Annotated in this window: 1 protein-coding gene; it reads left to right on the top strand. The window is 46.1% G+C overall.

Annotated elements, in window-relative coordinates; genetic code table 11:
• On the top strand, window positions 1-217 hold a 217-nt coding region (locus RRF55_RS28965), incomplete at both ends, for a hypothetical protein (protein WP_439419442.1).

Here is a 217-nt window from a genome sequence, read left to right as displayed (position 1 = left end):
CGCCAATAAAATTATGCCTTCAATTGATTTTCCAAAGGCTGATTATTTAGGCACCAAAGGCTTTTTGCACCTGGGTCTGGACAAGCCCCAATGCAAAATTGCATACGACGTATCCGGGGTCAAAAACGCGGACTCGATTATTTTTGAGATCACCCGACCCAATCTGCTGTTCAGCTCGCAAAACACGCAAGAGCCAAGCACAGTCGTAGCTCAGAAA

It is taken from the genome of Klebsiella sp. K47 (assembly GCF_051858335.1).
GTDB classification, from domain to species: domain Bacteria; phylum Pseudomonadota; class Gammaproteobacteria; order Enterobacterales; family Enterobacteriaceae; genus Klebsiella; species Klebsiella pneumoniae.
The sequence above is the reverse complement of the archived record's forward strand: the minus strand, read 5'-3'. Positions and strand labels throughout refer to the sequence as shown.